Source organism: Mesorhizobium sp. L-8-10, assembly GCF_016756635.1.
Lineage (GTDB): Bacteria > Pseudomonadota > Alphaproteobacteria > Rhizobiales > Rhizobiaceae.
In genome coordinates this window covers 7,228,312-7,244,746 of record NZ_AP023263.1, presented here as the reverse complement: position 1 = coordinate 7,244,746, position 16,435 = coordinate 7,228,312, and the positions used below count along the sequence as shown (strand labels likewise).

Annotated in this window: 14 protein-coding genes and 3 pseudogenes; 10 read left to right on the top strand and 7 right to left on the bottom strand. The window is 62.1% G+C overall.

What is annotated here, in order from left to right; all coding sequences use genetic code 11:
- Window positions 1-26: 26 nt before the first annotated feature.
- Window positions 27-417: pseudogene (locus tag JN280_RS33775) on the bottom strand (RNA polymerase factor sigma-54); the annotation flags it as partial.
- 1,682 nt (window positions 418-2,099) lie between these two features.
- On the opposite strand from JN280_RS33775, the gene JN280_RS33770 reads away from it, so the two are divergent.
- The 5 genes from JN280_RS33770 (at window position 2,100) to rlxS (ending at window position 6,169) form a co-directional block, all read left to right on the top strand.
- Complete coding sequence (locus JN280_RS33770; RefSeq protein ID WP_006328923.1) at window positions 2,100-2,423, top strand: DUF736 domain-containing protein; 324 nt, start codon at window positions 2,100-2,102, stop codon at window positions 2,421-2,423.
- Between the two features lie 162 nt (window positions 2,424-2,585).
- Window positions 2,586-2,855 carry a helix-turn-helix transcriptional regulator gene (locus tag JN280_RS33765; RefSeq protein ID WP_006328932.1) on the top strand — a complete coding sequence of 90 codons (270 nt, stop codon included), beginning with the start codon at window positions 2,586-2,588 and terminating at the stop codon, window positions 2,853-2,855.
- A complete protein-coding gene (locus JN280_RS33760) occupies window positions 2,852-3,400 on the top strand; it encodes a S26 family signal peptidase (protein WP_010913839.1) in 549 nt (182 codons plus the stop codon). The genes JN280_RS33765 and JN280_RS33760 overlap by 4 nt, the downstream gene beginning before the upstream one ends.
- Entirely contained in the window at window positions 3,388-4,071 is a 684-nt protein-coding gene (locus tag JN280_RS33755) for a lytic transglycosylase domain-containing protein (protein WP_202308669.1), read from the top strand. Before JN280_RS33760 ends, JN280_RS33755 begins: the two co-directional genes overlap by 13 nt.
- Before the next feature lie 127 nt (window positions 4,072-4,198).
- Window positions 4,199-6,169 (top strand): relaxase/mobilization nuclease RlxS, encoded by a 1,971-nt coding sequence (rlxS, locus tag JN280_RS33750; RefSeq protein ID WP_202308667.1) that lies wholly within the window; start codon window positions 4,199-4,201, stop codon window positions 6,167-6,169.
- A 50-nt stretch (window positions 6,170-6,219) separates the two neighbouring features.
- Here rlxS and JN280_RS33745 read toward each other — a convergent pair whose 3' ends face one another.
- The 4 genes from JN280_RS33745 to JN280_RS33730 are packed head-to-tail and all read right to left on the bottom strand — an operon-like array spanning window position 6,220 to window position 9,162.
- Window positions 6,220-7,779: an E2 ligase fold family C protein gene (locus JN280_RS33745; RefSeq protein WP_096453868.1), complete on the bottom strand. Its 1,560-nt coding sequence runs from the start codon at window positions 7,777-7,779 to the stop codon at window positions 6,220-6,222.
- 3 nt (window positions 7,780-7,782) lie between these two features.
- Window positions 7,783-8,259, bottom strand: a complete 477-nt coding sequence (locus tag JN280_RS33740) for a Mov34/MPN/PAD-1 family protein (protein WP_244420607.1) — start codon at window positions 8,257-8,259, stop codon at window positions 7,783-7,785.
- Window positions 8,260-8,267: 8 nt separating this feature from the next.
- The gene (locus JN280_RS33735; protein WP_010913845.1) at window positions 8,268-8,885 is read right to left on the bottom strand and encodes a putative metal-binding protein; all 618 of its coding nucleotides are present in this window, start codon (window positions 8,883-8,885) and stop codon (window positions 8,268-8,270) included.
- On the bottom strand, window positions 8,878-9,162 hold the full coding sequence (locus JN280_RS33730) for a DUF2604 domain-containing protein (RefSeq protein ID WP_202308665.1): 285 nt from the start codon (window positions 9,160-9,162) through the stop codon (window positions 8,878-8,880). The genes JN280_RS33735 and JN280_RS33730 overlap by 8 nt, the downstream gene beginning before the upstream one ends.
- 723 nt (window positions 9,163-9,885) lie before the next feature.
- Here JN280_RS33730 and JN280_RS33725 point away from each other — a divergent pair.
- Both JN280_RS33725 and scpB read left to right on the top strand, forming a co-directional pair.
- Window positions 9,886-10,843, top strand: a pseudogene (locus tag JN280_RS33725) (DUF1403 family protein).
- Window positions 10,844-10,845: 2 nt separating this feature from the next.
- Window positions 10,846-11,534, top strand: a pseudogene (gene scpB / locus JN280_RS33720) (SMC-Scp complex subunit ScpB).
- Between the two features lie 50 nt (window positions 11,535-11,584).
- Here the strand turns inward: scpB and JN280_RS33715 are convergent.
- On the bottom strand, window positions 11,585-12,349 hold the full coding sequence (locus tag JN280_RS33715) for a patatin-like phospholipase family protein (protein WP_342216203.1): 765 nt from the start codon (window positions 12,347-12,349) through the stop codon (window positions 11,585-11,587).
- Window positions 12,295-12,834 (bottom strand): patatin-like phospholipase family protein, encoded by a 540-nt coding sequence (locus JN280_RS33710; RefSeq protein WP_244742465.1) that lies wholly within the window; start codon window positions 12,832-12,834, stop codon window positions 12,295-12,297. The genes JN280_RS33715 and JN280_RS33710 overlap by 55 nt, the downstream gene beginning before the upstream one ends.
- A 109-nt stretch (window positions 12,835-12,943) precedes the next feature.
- On the opposite strand from JN280_RS33710, the gene JN280_RS33705 reads away from it, so the two are divergent.
- The 3 genes from JN280_RS33705 to JN280_RS33695 are packed head-to-tail and all read left to right on the top strand — an operon-like array spanning window position 12,944 to window position 16,391.
- Complete coding sequence (locus tag JN280_RS33705; protein ID WP_202308661.1) at window positions 12,944-14,104, top strand: caspase family protein; 1,161 nt, start codon at window positions 12,944-12,946, stop codon at window positions 14,102-14,104.
- Window positions 14,101-15,327, top strand: a complete 1,227-nt coding sequence (locus JN280_RS33700) for a hypothetical protein (RefSeq protein ID WP_202308659.1) — start codon at window positions 14,101-14,103, stop codon at window positions 15,325-15,327. The genes JN280_RS33705 and JN280_RS33700 overlap by 4 nt, the downstream gene beginning before the upstream one ends.
- Complete coding sequence (locus tag JN280_RS33695; protein ID WP_202308657.1) at window positions 15,324-16,391, top strand: hypothetical protein; 1,068 nt, start codon at window positions 15,324-15,326, stop codon at window positions 16,389-16,391. Before JN280_RS33700 ends, JN280_RS33695 begins: the two co-directional genes overlap by 4 nt.
- Window positions 16,392-16,435 lie beyond the last annotated feature (44 nt).

The following is a 16,435-nucleotide window of genomic DNA, read 5'->3' as shown; positions in this document are numbered from 1 at the left end:
AACTCGGGTTGCTGCGTTGACCCGGATTAACGCCAGAAGCGCCATTCCCTGCGGCATTGCACGGACGAGGGGATGTTCATCGCTTCGCGATATTTTGTGACGGTGCGGCGCGCAAATCGATGGCCCTTTCCTTGGGCCGGACGACGATGTCGTCGTCGGAAAGCGCGTCATCTTGCGATTCGTCGGCGATTGTCGCCTTGATCCGATGGCGGACAGCTTCGGGGGGGACCGCGCGTCGCCACCTTGGGAGGACGCGCTCGCGACGGTGAAAAAATACTTCAGTTCGAACACTTCGCGCGGGGTCTGCATGTATGTGTTCGACGTCACCCGGCTTACCGTCGCCTGATGCACTTTGATCGCGTCGGCGACAGTCCTGGGCCCGAGCGGCCGCACTTGGTCGATGCCGTGTTCCAAAAAAGGCATCCTCCTGGCGGAGGCGGGTAAGCGACAATTGGGCGAGCGCCACGGCTCCGTCAGTCTCGAACCAGCCATAGCAAATCAGATACCGGAGGAGGGACGTCTGGAGGGGACGTTCGGCGCAAACGTGCACGGTCTCCTTGGGCGCTTGTATGGAACTTCGCGTTTTTGCCATGGTTCTGTTCATAGCTTTCTACGTGCTTTGGTGGGCTCTAACGGATAACAGCAAGCGCTATGCCATTTCACTTCGGGGCACCGAATCGGACTATCTTTTGCCGAAGCCCTGTCGGCTTGAGCAGGGGCGCCGTGCATTGACCGAGACCGAGCGCGCCGCACAATCGCTTGGTCACCCGGACCGAGCAAAGGTGCTGTACTGTCGGAGTAGTCAGAACTTCCGCGCCGGCAAGGGAAGGCGAAAGCCGTTCCGGACGGGCCGAGCCGATGCATTGCCGCACGCCGGCATCGACCGCGTAAGGCTTTGTCTCTGGCGTGTAATTGCGTGCGCAGGCTGCGATCTGCGAAGACGCGGCCGTCGCGCCTACGATCGCGCTGTTGCTGCTCCCCCTGTCGAGGAAGGCCTTTGACACCTCCGAGCTCTTCAGCACGGCGCGCCGGTCTCCACGCCCTGAGGATCGAGTCCGGCTGGGCGTCACGGCGTTTGCGAGATTGAGATTCCTTGATTTGCTCCCTCGTGCGCGCCTATCCGAAAACATTGTTGTGTCCCGAAGGCTGACAAGAATGTCGCAAGCGCGACCAAAAGATCGCCACGGCCCACAGGGGCAATTGCGACCAGTGGCCTTCTTCGGAAATCGGGGGAGCAATACCCTTTCCTCGTCGACTTCGGACGCGGGCTCAGCCGTGCCCGCCGCGCCGCTAGGAACGACCTAACCTTGGCGGATGGCGGCTGGCCGATCACCCGGGTATGTCCGCGTCGATAAAAGAAAAGCGTCTGGTCTCAGCCAGGCGGACCTCGCGAAGGCCATCGGTATCAATTTGGTCGAATTCCTCGATCACGCCGAGACGATCGGTTTCGCTCCAATGGAACCAGCTGGCGCGGATTCGACCAAGTTCCCAACCGAAAACACACGAAACGCGGCGGCTTCCGACCGCCGATCAATGGGCCGAGGCCCGGTCGCTGTTACCCTCGAATGAGTCCGCCATGCCGAGGCGGCTCGTCGATAGCCGCGGGTTGGCGCCTCTCCGGGGCGCGTTGGCTGCACGTTCCGCCCCTTGGACCCCGCTTCCGGCAACAACATCCGGCCGCCAAAGCTCGCCCTTGTCAGTGCTCGATTACCACGCCGAGATGCCTGCTGGGGCTCCCGGTGCACGGGCACATTTATCGATCCGGCACGGTGTTGAGCGTGCGGAACCCGCCGCACGGGTTCCGATCGCTTGTTGTGCTCACCCGATCACGCGACCTGTCCCCACACGTCTTGAGGACATTCCCCTGCGGCTGGCTCATTGACCTATGGGCGGTTCCAGCCCGCCCGAAACCCTCGCCACCAGCTTTTTTCCCCGCCGCATGACGCGGCTTCCTCGCGCCGCTTCGCTTCAAAAAAGCTGCCCGCTCGGGTCCTTCGCTGCCGCTGCGGCCCTGCCGGGTTCGGGCGGTCCGGACGCGCCCATCACGGTCCGCCATCGCAGGGGAATGGTCCCCGGCGACAGCAGAAGGAGACAGGAAAATGACCGCGATCGGTTACGTCAACAAGCAGGAAAACGGCAGCTACAAAGGCCAGCTCAGGACGCTCAGCGTCCGCGCCGACATCGACATCGTGCCCAATCGGAGCAAGTCCGCCGACAACCATCCCGACTTCCGGGTGCTGACGCAGGGCGTGGAGGTCGGCGCCGGCTGGATCCGAACCGGGGAGACTTCCGGCAACGACTATGTGAGCTTGTCCATCGCCGCACCGGAGTTCGGTCCCCGCAAGCTCTACGCCAATCTCGGCCGCGCCGCCGGCCAAGACGATCAAGACACCTACGCCGTCATCTGGAACCCGGCCGACTGACCGGCCGGCTCAAGCCCTCGCGCCGCAACTCGGCGCGGGGGTTCCCGCCGACGCTCGCCCGAAGGGGCGGCGAAAACTCCCACCCGACTCTTCGCCCGTCCCCAGGACGACCTCGCTCGCCGATCCTCGCGGTCGCTTGTCCGAAGCGAAACGAGGACCATCATGGACGACGAAAACGACCGCGCGGCCCGCGCCAAGAAGGGCAGTCCGTTTCTGAACACCGCGCAGGCTGCCTTCTATATCGGCCTGTCCCAGCGCACCCTGGAAAAGATGCGGCTGACCGGCGGCGGCCCGAAATACCGCAAGCACGGCCGCTATGTCCGCTACCACATCGACGAACTCGACGACTGGTCGAAAGGCCGCCCGCCAGAACCCGGCTCCGACGATGACAAGGGCGGGTCCGGCTCAGCCGACGAGGGAGCCCGCTCATGAGCCAGCGGCCTTCCATCCATCTGATCGGCAGCCGTTTGCGGCGCGTTCGGGCGCGCAACGCAATCGCTATCGCCGCGATTGGCCTGAGCCTGACAGGCTTCACGGCGCTCCCAAAGCCGTCTCCCTTGCTGGTCTGGAACGCCTCGGCTAGCGCGCCGGTCGGTCTCTATCGCGTTGGGTCTGGCACGCCTGCGCGCGGCGATCTTGTGCTCGCCCGCCCGCCTGGCTTCGTTGCCTATCTCGCCGACCAACGCGGCTATCTGCCTCGCAATATACCGCTGGTGAAGCGTCTCGCCGCGCTGCCGGACGAGCATGTCTGCGCCTTTAGTAATGCCATCATCATCGGCGGCGAGATCGTCGCCCGTCGGCTCAAAATCGACACGCAAGGCCGTCCGCTGCCCTGGTGGAACGGCTGCCGAGCGCTCGCCCATGACGAGGTTTTCCTGCTCGGCAACGAGAAAAATCACTCCTTCGACAGTCGCTATTTCGGGCCGGTGCCGGCCGAAAACATCATCGGGAGGCTGGTGCCGCTATGGACCGAATGACCCTCCTGATGCTCGGCATGATCGCCGTCGCGCCATGCGCCTGTTCCGCCTCGACCGGCGCTGAGCCGGCCGTCATCTCCCAAAGTCCGCAGCTGCAACGATGGCAGCACTTCGTATCGGAAGCAAGCGCACGCTTCCACATTCCCCAGGCCTGGATTTGCGCCGTCATCGATGCCGAAAGCCGCGGCAAGACCGTCCTCGATGGCCGTCCCATCACCTCCCGCGCCGGCGCCATGGGCCTCATGCAGGTGATGCCCGGCACCTATCAGGAGATGCGCGTCGAGCACGGGCTGGGAGCCGACCCGCAAGATCCGCGCGACAACATCTTGGCCGGAACCGCCTATCTCAGCGCCATGTATAAGCGTTTCGGATTCCCCGGCCTGTTTGCCGCCTACAACGCTGGACCCGAGCGCTATGAAGGCCATTTGAAGCTTCGAAGGCCGCTGCCGAAAGAGACCGTTGCCTATCTGAAACAGCTTGAGGCGACGGGGATTTCGGCGGCCGACATGAACGAATTCAAAGGCCAATCCACAACTTCAAAGGGGCGGAACGCTCCCTCCGGACGCTCTTTGTTCTTCCTTCGCGACGGTGTTCGCGCCGGTGAAACGAATGGCGGCCTTTTCGTGCCGCTCGGCAGGGATCGCGCGCGGAAAAAGAAGCACAATGGCTAGCGATGTTGAGGGCATCCGGGAGGGGCCAGGGACGCTTAAGGCGAGGGGCGCGTAAGGCAAGATAAAGGCACCGCCTCCATGAGGCGGCGAAGCCTTTGTCTGCACATCCTTTTTGCCGGAGGCTGGTATGCAGGACGATGAGTTCAGGCCGAAGCTCGGCAAGATCGGCTCGCGCGGCTCGAAAGCAGGCAAGCGCTATGCCGGCCAGGTCAAGGCAGCGATCAACCGAGCCGGCGGCCGCCTCCAGCGCGGCGGTCGCTTCACGGGGAGCCGGACAGGCCGCGGCGGGGCGGCGGCCGCGCTGCTCAAGTCACGCGACCGGTATGCCGCCTTCCGGCAGCGGCGGGTGATGGTCAAGGCGCGGATAGTGAAGCTGGCCGGCAAGGGTGCGGACGGAGCGCGTGCGCATCTGCGCTACATCCAGCGCGATGGCGTCACCAGGGAAGGCGAACCCGGCAAACTCTATGGCCCCGGCAGGGATCGCATCGACAGTAAGGCCTTCGTCGATCGCGCGGATAGCGACCGGCATCAATTCCGCTTTATCGTCGCACCGGAAGACAGCATTGAGTATGACGACCTCAAGCCGCTGACGCGGCGGCTCATGGCGCAGATGGAGGAGGATCTCGGCACCAGGCTCGACTGGGTTGCCGTCGACCATTTCAACACCGGCCATCCGCACACCCATATCATTGTCCGCGGCAAGGATGATCGCGGCGAAAACCTCGTCATCGCGCGGGAGTATATTTCGAGCGGCATCCGCGAGCGGGCGGCCGAACTGGTGAGCCTCGACCTCGGTCCCCGTACCGACCGCGAGATTGAACAGCGCTTGCGCCAGGAAATGGAGCAGGAACGCTTCACCAGCATCGACCGGCAGCTGCTGCGCATGCGCGATGAGGACCGACTTGTTTCTACGGACGGCCGCGACGCCTTTCGCCAGGCGCTGCATCAAGGCCGTCTGCGCAAGCTCGAGCGGATGGGCTTAGCCGAGGAGGTCGACCCGGTCCGCTGGCGCCTGGATGATGAGCTGGAAGCCACGCTGCGCCGCACCGGCGAACGCGGCGACATCATCAAGACCATGCACCGCGAGCTGACTGGCAAGGGGCTCGCTCGCAGTGCCGCCGATTACCTTGTCCACGATCGACGTGAAGAGCCCTCCACACCGGTCGTCGGCCGCCTCGTCGCGCGCGGGCTCGCCGACGAAATCAACGATCGGCATTACCTCATCGTCGACGGCGTTGACGGCAAAAGCCATTGGATAGACATCGGCAAAGGCGAGTTGACAGAACCGACGCCCGACGGCTGCATCGTGCGTGTTACGTCTAGGGATACCAAGCCCAGGCAAGTCGACCGTACAATCGCCGACATCGCTACCGCACACGGCGGCCGTTACAGCGTCGATATGCACCTCAAGCATGATGCGTTCGCCACCGAAAGCTTTGCCGAGACGCATATCCGCCGGCTGGACGCGATCCGGCGCTCCACCGGCGGCGTGGAGCGAGAGCCGAATGGCACCTGGATCATCGCGCCGGATCATCTCGATCGTGTCGCGGAATACGAGCGCCTGCGGGCCAGGGTCGAGCCTGTAATAGTCGAGAAGCTCTCATCAATGCCGCTGGAACGCCAAGTCAGCTTCGAAGGCGCCACCTGGCTCGACCGGAACCTGGTTGCCGAGAGACCGGAGCCGTTGCGCAACTCAGGCTTCGGGCATGAGGTGCGGGAGGCGCATGCCCGTCGGCGGCAGTGGCTGATCGCGCAAGGCCTCGCGCACGAAGAACAGGACCGGGTCGTCTATCGTGCCAACATGATTTCGATCCTGCGCCAGCGCGAGCTGAACCGTGTCGCCGGCCAGCTGTCGGATCAGCTCGGTCTCTCGTATGCCGAAGCGCAGCCTGGAGAACGAATAGAAGGCACGCTGCGCCGATCGGTCGAGCTTGCCAGCGGCAAATATGCCGTGATCGAGAAGTCGCGCGAGTTCACGCTCGTGCCATGGAGGCCGGTGCTTGATCGGTACATCGGAAAGGAGGTTTCCGGTGTGGCGCGTGGGGAGGCTATCTCATGGACCCTCGGACGGCAGAGGAGCGGACATGGGGTTTCGTAGTGGCGCGCACATCGCCGCCCGGCGGCAACGGAGACATTCGCGCGTCTGCTTTAGGCGGCGGAGACATCGCTTAGCTGTACGATGCTCTTGCCGTATTTGCGCCTGTAAGCGGCAATGAAATCGTCATCGCTACAGATGCAGCGGCCGCTGGAATCCTTGGCCTTCGGATCGTGCAAGCGGGAGCCAAGTGGGCGCAGAAGATTCACCCGAGTGCTCGTCGTCGGGCCCACGGGAAAACCCGCGCTGTGTTTGACGAGCTCGGCGGCAAGCATAATCCCGGCAAGCGCTGACTGGAAGGCCATCGGAACCACGGTTCGAACGCGGCGACTTCCATCACTGAGCTGGAACACCAGACCGCCGCAGATAGCCTGCTGATAAAAGGAACGCAGGGGCTGGCCAACAAACGGGGCTAGCGGTTCAAACGGCACAGCCATCGCTGTAGCCACCCGAACTACAAAGTCGTTGGGAACTCCGGCATTGGTCTGCAGGAGCGTTTTCACCTGCTCGTGTGCTTCCGGTATTCCGAGTTCCTCGGCAATCAGCTGGTGCTCGTCCTTGGATTTCCCGGACGGCAGGTACATGCAACAAAGGCAAGCTTGGCCGTCATCGAACCCGTGCCGCGAGATGCCGAGGTCGTGCTCCTGCGTCCAGGCATTCGCGATCCATCGGGGCAGAGCACCTTGGACCGCCAGACGGTCGGCGGCGGTGTCAAGCGCCACACCCACTCGGTCGAAGACCCAGTCGCCGTGGCGCGCAACATATTCTGCCCACGTCAGCGGGTGCGCCTCGACCCCAATGGCCGTCGATCTAAGGGCGGTGGCTGCAAGAACCGCCTTGGACATGCCAATCTCCGCCTGGCCGGCCAATACGTAGCGCTGCAGGTTTGAGAGTTCGATTGCTTCGTGATCGATTACATGCAGACGACCCGTGAGACCGGGTTGTCTCGCTAGCGCCCAAAGCGAGCCATGGCCTATCGCACCGAGCCCAACGAGGTGCGTTTCGCCAAGGTCGACAGGTATGTCGATCGGGCCTGCCTCGCCGGCTTTGGTCTTGTCGTAGCTGTATAACGAGAGGTCGATGGTTTCGTCTAACTCGGCGCCGGTCAGCTGGGCGGCGAAGATGGTTCGAAAGACGTTGGCGGCGCCGAAGCAACTGGCGGCGCCAGCTCCATAGGGCAGCAAACTCGAGCCGGAGCCCACCGGGTCCGTACGCGACAGCTTTGCCGCCCAACCGTCCGATCCCATGAAAAAGGTCGGGCACCGTAGTGGTGGGCGCGTCACCCCTGCAACTACGCAGATGGTGGCAGACTTGCCGGAACGCCGGATGCCAACTTTTGGATTTATCGACTTTGCCAAGCGCTCCAGCGCTTGGGCTTGAAAGCTTGCCGCGCTGCCCAGCGGGAGTATCGCCAGAACTGGATAGAGCCTGGCGAGCAACCTCACCGCAAGATCTAGTGTCGCCTGGCCTTCGGCGCAGGAAGCGGCTTGATCGTCAAAGGCGACGGCCACGACCTGCTTTTCAAGAGCTGCTTTAAAGTCCTCCAGATGAAAATCGGCTAGGACCTGAGATGCCGCCGTGGCGGCGCGGTCGATGAAGTTAGCGAGTGCCATTGTTCAACTCGTTATTGTGATCATTCGCGACAGTGCCGCGGAAGGGAGCGCATTCCAGTTGGCTTTTCCGTCGAGCCGATAGGCGGCGACTCGAGCAAAATCGAAAGGCTCGCGGGCGAAATTCGGCACTACCAGCGACAGACACCCAACCGTGGTAGCAACCGCATAAGCATCGTCGGTCGTCGAATGGTAGGCTCGGCCCGGATGGCTATGGATCTGGGCCAAGAGTTTCAGGCCGCTATTGTAGAGCCAGACATTAAGCCGGTGCAGTTCCTCGGCCGGAACCATCACGCAAACACCATCGCCCGTCCGAATGTGACGCTGCGCCGGGAGCACGGTCTCTGTTACGGCAAAATGCTGGTCTTGCTGAACGCCGACCCAGAGCGCCATCCCCTCATTGCCTTCGCGACCAACCGAGCGCAGATGCGCATGCACAGTCGAGATGCAGTGGCGCGGGAGCGTCACGGTCGTTACATCCATCAAAACGCTCATTCCGGGATGGCGGATGGGGGTACTACCATCGCTCCCACTGAGATTTGGAACTGATACTGTATCTGCTCCACGGGGCCGGTCCCGTACTTGATGATCTTGTCCAGGATAAAGGCCAAACAGCCTTCGCCAGAACCCCGGTGGAGAAGCCATGAGTCACCTGAATGGGCTGGATTGTCGTGGTATTCCCGGACGCCTGCCATGCACAGGAATGGCGTATGTTCCGCACTGTTGGCCTGGAGGAAGTCCGCTAGCGACAGAGCTTTCTGCTGCATGAGGACCGAAATCATATCCGGTGGGGTTCCGGGTAGATGCGGTCGTCTGAGCATACTTAGCAGTAAATCCTTGCGGGCAACCGGCCGGCGGGTAAAGGGGTCGACGAAGACTACCGACGGAGGTCGGAGGTCGTAATTGGAGAAGTCGATCTCGACAGCTGCACCGATTATCTGTGGCCTTATCTTGGGCGGTGCGAAGATGAAGAAGGCAGTAGGGAATCTCGCCTCGATCAGGAAACAACCCTGAGCCCGGTAAGCGCCCGCTTGTGTTTGGAACCAGCCGATCTGCCGATCGAATTTCGCTCGCGAGACCGCAGGGTCCACAGTCTGGATTTCAGGCACCTGCTACACCCGCCTTCAGGCTGAGGAACAGGGTCACAATGTTCGCGAAACCGAAATCGCCAACTTTTTTGTCAACGTCGAGCAGGTTGCCGGCCTCATCCTTGAATTCCCAATTCTCGACCGGCTGGGCGACGTTCTGCGTGTTCTCAAGGGCTTTGGCACGAACGACGTGAAGCGGCTGGTTGGGATTGGCTTCGACCTGCGTGGGCTGGCCGTTCACCACCACCGTGATCTCGATCTTGCCGCCGTGATCGCCCTTACCCGAATCCTTCGACATTTGTCCTACTCCTGTGGCTTGCCAACCGGCCCCAGGCGCTTGTGCCCACCTGCTAGTGAGACCGGCGATCTTCAATCGTCCACTCGGCGCCACGGGCCGCGAGTACGCAAAAGACAGGGGATAAGCTACCGAATCGGTGCTACCTTCTTTTATGCGTGACTTGAGCGGCAAGTAAACGGGCTGAAATTGCGCTTCACAACTATAATCGATTAGAGCAATACGAAAATATTGGCGATACACCTATTTCATGTGCTCTTTCACGCGCCTGCTCCACTGACAGCCCCCGTGCAAGTCCGCCTGCCGGTATGATTTCAGGTTCGATTGGGCGGGCGCTGTGACCGTTTGGCTGCGGCGGCTTCTAGCCGCTGCAATCTTGACGGAGGGTTTATCGAATAGGCAATCACGTGGAGCTTTAGAGCTGGTGATCCGAGCTCGGCCTATTCGAAAGGTGGCTCGGAAGCAGGTCGCCGTGACCAACTCCGGGTACCGGGATAGTCGCGACGAGAAGACGGGACTGTCCGGATTGACGTGAGTGGCTGCACCGAACCGTCGTCCGGGTGTGCCCGAAGAGTGATGTTATCCAGCTAACTTGTTGCGAGTGGAAGAGTAGAGTTAAGCAACTGATAATGCAACATTATCATTCGTTTTGTGCCTTCGACAGCCTGTGCGTTTCAGCGTGCAAATCATGGCGCAAAGCGCACGGCCGCTTTACCCTCCAAAACCATGATTCGCCTCGATCCCGCGATCGCCAACTCCACCGCGCCGCCGACCGTGCCGGCCTGGGCGCTCGCCGGCGGCGGCGGGCCAAGCGGCGCCGCCGCCGCCTTCCAGGCCGGCGCCGCCTTGTGCACGCTCGACGGCCTCGCCGCGCGCGCAGCCTGCCTGGGCCGGGGCTTGGCGCCAGCGGCTGGCGCTCAACTGCGCCGCCGCCAGCATGCGGCTCGCCGGCCGCGCGGAGGACGCGGCCGCCCTTCGCGATACCTGGCACCTGCGCCCGGCCGGCGCCGACCCCGGTCCAGCCGGCGCTATTTTTGGCGCCTGGCGGCAGCTGGCGCTGCGGCCTCCTGTCGCCACCGCCGATCGTTTGGCCAAGATCGTAGAGCTGCTCGGACTCCGTTGGGACGGTGCCGCGCTCGCAGCGCTTTGCGTGGAGGTCAATACCCTAGCGGAGTCGCAGCGGCCGGCGCCATTCGCCGCCGCGGCGATCGCCGCTCATGTCGTCGCTATGAGGCCGGATGCCGAGCTCTTTGCCTGGTGGCTGGCCGACCTGGTGCTGGCGCAAAGCCTGCGCTGGCCGCTGCCGCTCCCGCTGCTGATCGCCCAGGCTTTTGGCCCGCCCTTCCGCGCCCAGGCCGGCGGCGGCAAGCGCATCCGACCGGGCGAAAAAAATTTCGACCGCGCGGTCTGCGTCGCGCTGGTCCAAGCGGCGGCGGAGGCCTGCCGGCTGGCCACCGATTTGTCGCGTCGTGCCGAAAAACTCCTGGCGGTGGCGCCGAAACTGCGCGCCAAAGGCGCCGGCGACGTAATCTTTCTGCTGCTCAGTGAAGACGCCGTCTCCGGATCGCTGACGACGAAAAATCTGTCTCGCTTTGCATCGCGGCGGCTGTTCGAACGGCTGCAGCAACTGGAGGCCGTGCGCGAGCTCTCCGGCCGCACCACCTTTCGGCTGTTTGGGTTGTAGGGATGACCGAAGCGTCTGCCCGCCGGAAGCCAAACGTTCAGCCGGCGTTGCTGGACACCGAGCTGGAACATCTGCCGCCGGAACTGCGCTGGCGCGAATGGATGGGCCGCGTCGAAGCGGTGATCTTTGCCGCCAGCGAGCCTGTGCCGCGCGAGGTGCTGGCGCGGGTGGTGGGAAAAAACTGCAATCTCGACCTGGTCATCGACGACATCCGCGCCGAGCTCGCCGGCCGCCCCTACGAGTTGGTTTCCGTCGCCAGCGGTTGGCAGCACCGGACCAAGAAACTCTTTGGCGACGCCATCCAGCCGCCTTCGGCACCCCTGCGGGGCAGGGGACAAAAGAACTGTCGCAGTCGGAGGCGCTCGTCCTCATGTGCATTGCCTATTTCCAGCCGATCACCCGCGGCGAGCTGTCTTCCTTCTTCGGCAAGGAGGTGTCGCGCGATCTGATTGGCGTGCTGCGCGCGCAGGACCTGATCGCCTCGGGACCGCGCAGTCCGCAGCCGGGCGCTCCCTACACCTATGTGACGACGAAGAACTTCCTGTCGCAGTTCGGGCTCGACACGTTGCGCCAGCTGCCGGATTTCGATGCGCTTGAAGACGCCGGGCTGCTGTCGAAGGAGAAGCTGCTGGCAGGCGATATTCCAGTCGCGGTGGTGGGTGCTCAACTGGACGAGGACCTCCCAATCTGAGTGGCCTTTGGGGCGAACGGCCAAAAGCAACTATGAATGAAACGTGGAGCTCACAAAGCTGCCTCGCTATACGGCCAAGCCGGTCGGATCTCAGCCAGCGGATCGGCGCCGCGATAGTGAGTTCGCACACTGCGGTCGCAAATCGCGTATCCCCAGTTGATGAGTTGCTTCGAGACGGTTTCGCCGAGATCGGCGAGGCGTGTTGAGGTTCTTGCCAGACGATCGGTGAGCGGGCCGTCACAGGGCAACGCATCAAGTAGCGTGAACTTGGCGGCGTCGGTATCAATTCCCCAATAGGCGCCAAGTCTTTCGTGCGCGCGCGTCTCATTGGCACTCAGCGTGCCCTTGTCGAAGGCCGCTTTGCCAGCCGACAACCTGTCGATGAGATTGCGCCGCCGCAACGCCCGGACCTGGTTGTCTGTTACATCGAGGATACGCCGGAGCTGCCGCACCCAATCAAAGCCGATCTCGGCACCTCGCCCGAACGGCGCGCCGCCGTCGCTGACCAGCGCGGTCATGTAGCGTTTGACCACCGGTTCCAAGCCATGATTGTCGTATACGCCACCGTCGGTCAGCACGATCCTTTTGCGCAACGCCGCAAGTTCGCCTTGCGACATCGACTGGATGCCGGATCGTGTCGGCCAGTCGGTGAAGCTGCCTTCCGGCAGTCTCAGTTCCATCGGCGAAAGGACCGGCGGAAAAGCCGAGGAAGCCGCGACCGCTTGCGAGAGTCTGATTTTCGGCTTGTCCAGCCGACCAATCACGTAGTCGCCCGCATAGGGCTTGGAGAAGCGAAACAGAACGCCGGTCTGCAGATTGGTCGCACAGAATACGAAGTGCGGATTGTCCGGAATGTCCTGCAGCGTCCGTGTGCCGAGCAGGTTCCTCTCATAGCTTTTCGCCCCTGGGACGCTGCCGAGAAGCCGGGCAGCAGGCCGACAAGGGCATTCTTCACGTCGAGATCATTTCGCGAGAAAGCAAGGATCGGTGCAACATACTTTACCTTGAATTCTGCGAAGACCCCATTGGCATCGGGACGGCCGAGCCCGCGCCAAACCGCGGCTAGATGTCCGGCAGAGATCGAGCCACCGGATACGCTTGAGACCCGTCTGACTTTCGACAGCACGCCAAGCTCGTTGAGCCGCATCAGCGCGCCGGCGTGAAACAGCATTGCGCGGAAACCGCCGCCCGACATTGCCAGCGCAATGCCTGGTTCGAGCATGTTGCCGTCCCAGCCAAATCCGGCAACCGAATCAGCAAGTTGCGTCTCCGATGGTCCGGTGTCTGTCGTGGACTGCACAATTGTTTCTCCTAGGCAGTATTCCTGCCGCCCCGCAAGAAAAAGAATACCATTGTCATCATAGCGTCTTTCATATTGACTTTGCCATAAGCAGACCTTGGAGGAACTAATGGCGCAGTCTTTCTTAGTCCACGACCTCGCGGTGGCTGGACCGGCGACGCATGCGCTGGTGATCGGCGTCGGCGACTATCCGCATCTCAATGGTGGCTCGAAGGCGCGCACTGAACACCATGACGGAATGGAGCAGCTGACATCGCCGCCGATCTCGGCGCGGTTGTTCGCATCCTGGCTGATGTCCGAGAATTTCCACAATCCGACGAAACCGCTGGCCAGTGTCGCGCTGCTGCTTTCAGAAACCATACCGGCCCCGTTCCTGGACCCGAGAAACCCGGCCATCAAATTCGACGTCGCGTTGGCGGACTCCATCAATGTGCGCCTGGCCATCACCGAGTTTTTCAAGCGAGGCGATGAGAACGCCGACAACCTTCTGATCTTCTATTTCTGCGGGCACGGCATCGCGGCTGGAACCGATACGGCCCTGCTACTCTCGGACTATGGCGCGAATCCTCTCAACGCGCTGGAAGGCGCAATCGATTTTCGGCGCCTGCGGATAGGGATGGGGCGCAGTAAGGCGAGCGAACAGTGCTTCTTCATCGATGCCTGCCGCGCCTCCACCGACACGCTGATCGAGGCAATCGGCCACGCCGGTCAGGTTGTCATCGGGGGAGGACAACGCCCCTTCGGTTTGCCGCCACGCCGGGCTCCCGTCTTCTATGCCACGCTCAACGGGTTCAAGGCTTTCGCACTCCCAGGCAAGCCTACAATCTTCACCGATGCGTTGGTGAAAGCGCTGAGCGATCTCGCCGCCGATGACGAAATGGGAGACTGGCGCATCAGCACCAATAGGATCCAGACTGCGGTGGAGCATGTAGCGGCGCGCCAGGCGCTGGCGATCAAAAAGCAACAGGTCCCGACCGCCGATGACGTTTCGAACATCCATCTGAATTTCCTGCAAAACCCGCCGCATGCACTTGTCTATGTGAAGAGCGACCCGCCCGAAGCGCTCGCCTCGGCATCACTTACCTACCAGACCGCCGGCGGGGCACCAGAGGCCGCACCGCCCGAGGGACTCAATGAAACCGAGTGGGCGTTGCAACTGCCCTCGGGTAGCTATGATTTCAGCGTTACCTTTGGGGCGAAACCGCCCTGCATTGTTCCCAACACGGTACGTCCAGCTTTCCGGATTGTGAACGTCAAGGTGCCGACATGAGCAGCCTCGCGCTCCGCCTGCACAAGCAATCGGTACAGACCTCGATGGGAGCGGTCGCCACCCTCCAGCAAGTCGCGAACGAAAGCGGCGACGCGGTGACACGAGGGCGGAGGATCGATGTCACTATCCCCGCCAACGCTGGCAGCCGAGCCTATTCGGTTGGAGTCGAACCTGGACGCTGGTTGGTCGAAGCTACACTCCCGTCTGGAGAGGTGATCAGCAAGGAAGTTGCTGTGGCAAGCGGAGAGCACTTGCCAGTCACGCTTCAGTCCGTCGAGCATTCACCCCACGAATGGCTCGGGTTGCAGTATCTGGTCGGCAATGTCGAGGGCGCGGAAACGCTGCGGCGGCTCTCGGCGAAGGATGTAGTCGTCTCGACCGGCCTGGAAAGCACCGGTCGCCATGCCCGAGCACGCACCGATCAGCCGACGGTACGCATTTGGCAGAGTGCGCTGCGCGCCGCCGAGGCCTGGAGGAACATCCTCTCGCCGGATACCGCACCGTTAGCTTCGCTTGCGCCTGCCTGGCAAGACAGCAGCGAGGCGACTTGGCTCTATCAGGTCGATGCCGCACATCAACGGCAATTCGGTCTCGTCGAGTGGCTTGGGGAGCGCTTCGCGGTATCGTTGCCGTTGCCTTGGCAGGGCGTTGGCACAGACGAGCGGGTCCCCGTTCAGATGATGGTACGTATGGAGCCACGGCAGAACGACATCCGGATCGGCGTCGTTGTGGAGGATCCCGATTTCGCCCCAATGGCCGGACTGATGTCCGCCTCCGCGTTGCCCAAGGCAGCGATCGCGGTACGGCAGGCCCGCCACATGCTGTACGAAAAAGTACGGAACCCTCTTGGCGCAGCGGCAGGCGGATATGTCTTGCTCGCGGCTGGAGATCTTGAAGAAGCCAGTTGGCATGACTGGGTGGACAATCTGGCCAACTGGTTCCCGCATATTCCGGACGGCGCCATTCTGAAAGCCTCGCTACGTCTTCGTTTTCCAAGGGACAAGAATTCCGGTGAAGAGGCACGCGCCAGTTTGCTGGATGCCTTCGACCGGGGTGTTCCGTTTTATTCTGCTGGTGTGTCCTGGCTGCTCGACGGCCTAACGCAGTTCGCCGACGACCCTGGCGTGGAGGAGAAGATGAAGATCGTGCATCGGATCGCGCTGCGGCTCGATCTCTCCCAGGCATTTACTGTTGTCAGGATTAGCGACAGGACACAGCGATGAGCATCTTTCGCATCGACATGCTCCCGGGTCGCGAGGGCGACTGCCTGTGGATCGAATATGGCGATGAGGTCCGCCCGCGCCGTATCCTGATCGATGGCGGCCGCAAACTCGCGTGGAATACACTAAAGGAGCGTTTCGCTTCGCTGCCCGCCGACCAGCGGAAGTTCGAGTTGTTGATACTGTCCCATGTCGATGCTGATCACATCGAGGGTCTGCTTGCTATGCTCAAGGCGCCCGACCTGCCGGTCAGCTTCAAGGATGTCTGGTTCAACGGCCACCGTCACCTCGAACGTGTTGAATCGCTCGGCGCCAAGCAGGGAGAGGAATTCACGAAGGGCATCGAGGCCAAGGGCTGGGATTGGAACGCGGCGTTCGATGGTAAGTCCGTGGTGATCCCCGACAGCGGCGAACTGCCGGTGAAGACCTTGAATGACGGGATGCAACTGACGCTGCTGTCACCGACCTGGCCCAAGTTGGAGACGCTTGAGCCGGTTTGGAAGGAGGAGTTGAGGAAGGCCGGACTGCTTGGTGCGGAAGAGGACGACACTGATTCCGTTATCGTAGAAAGCCTTGGCGCTTTGACTGCTGAAGAAGTGGAGGAAGCGGCGCAATCGGACTTCGAGCCTGACACCTCGGCTGCAAATGGTTCCAGCATTTGTGTGCTGGCCGAGTTCGACGGACGCCGCGCGGTGCTGACAGGCGACGGCCACGCCCCGCTGCTGGCCGCCTCGCTTGCCAGGATACGGAGCAACGGCGGACCTGTCGCCCTCGACGCCTTCAAGCTCTCCCATCACGGCAGCCACGGCACACATTCGGTCGAACTGATGAAGGAGATCAGCGCGAGACGTTTCCTCGTTTCAACAGACGGCTCGCGCCACAAACACCCACACATCGAATCGATTGCCCGCACCGTGAAGCACGGTGGCGGGGGCATCGAGCTCATCTTCAACTATGAGAGCATGCATACGTCGAAATGGGACGTTGGCGGACTTAAGAACCGCTACGGCTATTCGACGATTTATCCGGATGCCAATACAGCCGGAATGATCAGAACCGAGTTATAGTCTGGGTTGCCAAGAACAGCGGCCAGGCAGCAACAAACAAGGCC